Here is an 884-nt window from a genome sequence, read left to right on the forward strand (position 1 = left end):
TAGGTTGTCAGGCTATAGCTTATGGCAAATATCGCCGTGGCTGAAGCCTGTCCAATCGATATCGATGTCTTTGCCAAAAGCGGTTACTTTAAAAAGTTCGCCCATTTCGTGCTGATGTATCAGTTTCTGTACTGCGGCGGCGGCTTGGATATATTCAATCGAATCCGGGCTGCCGATTTGTGCCAGCAAATCGGTGATGCCGAGATTGAGCAGGAAATAAGATTGGGGCAGGTAGCCGATTAAATCCAAACCTGATTCTGTCCCTGCGCGTGCGATATCGGTGAAATTGACGTGCGCAGTCAAATCGGTCAGGCCGATATTGAAAAACGGATCATGGATAGTGTGGTGGCGATAGTGGCCGATAAATGTGCCTTCCTTACGTTGCGGATGGTAATACTGAGCGGCGTCGAAGCCGTAATCGATAAATATCATGCCGCCGCGCTGCAATTTGGCGGCCAGGGTTTGGATAAAGGCATATTGTGCTGGATGCAGCTCACTTGTGTATGAAGGGAGGGGAGGGAAATACAAGGCGGCTGTTTGTATCAGTTCGGCTTGGGCCAATGGTCTGATGGCTTCGATTAGCTCGTCATTCTCTAGGCTGACGCCGATTTGTTGAAATCCTTCATCTTGATAAATTAAGCGTTCAACCGGCATGGCATCCAATACTTCGTTGCCGATGATGATGCCGTCAAAGTGTTCGGGTAATGTGGTGAGGTGGATGACTTTTGCGGCTGCTTCGGGAGATGTGTGCTCAAGAATGTGTTGACGTTGTCTCTCTGCAAGCTCTGCCGATAGCTCGATAATGTAGTAATGATTCAGGCCGTCTGAAAGATTTTGCAAGAGTGTGGTGGCGAGATGGCCTGTGCCTGCACCAAATTCATAGA

1 protein-coding gene is annotated in these 884 nt (G+C 49.0%); it reads right to left on the minus strand.

The features are described from left to right. Window positions 1-12: 12 nt before the first annotated feature. A partial coding sequence (locus ACTHS3_RS15615) for a class I SAM-dependent methyltransferase (RefSeq protein ID WP_440368457.1) occupies window positions 13-884 on the minus strand: 872 nt, incomplete at its 5' end.

The organism is Neisseria sp. P0009.S007, assembly GCF_051962515.1.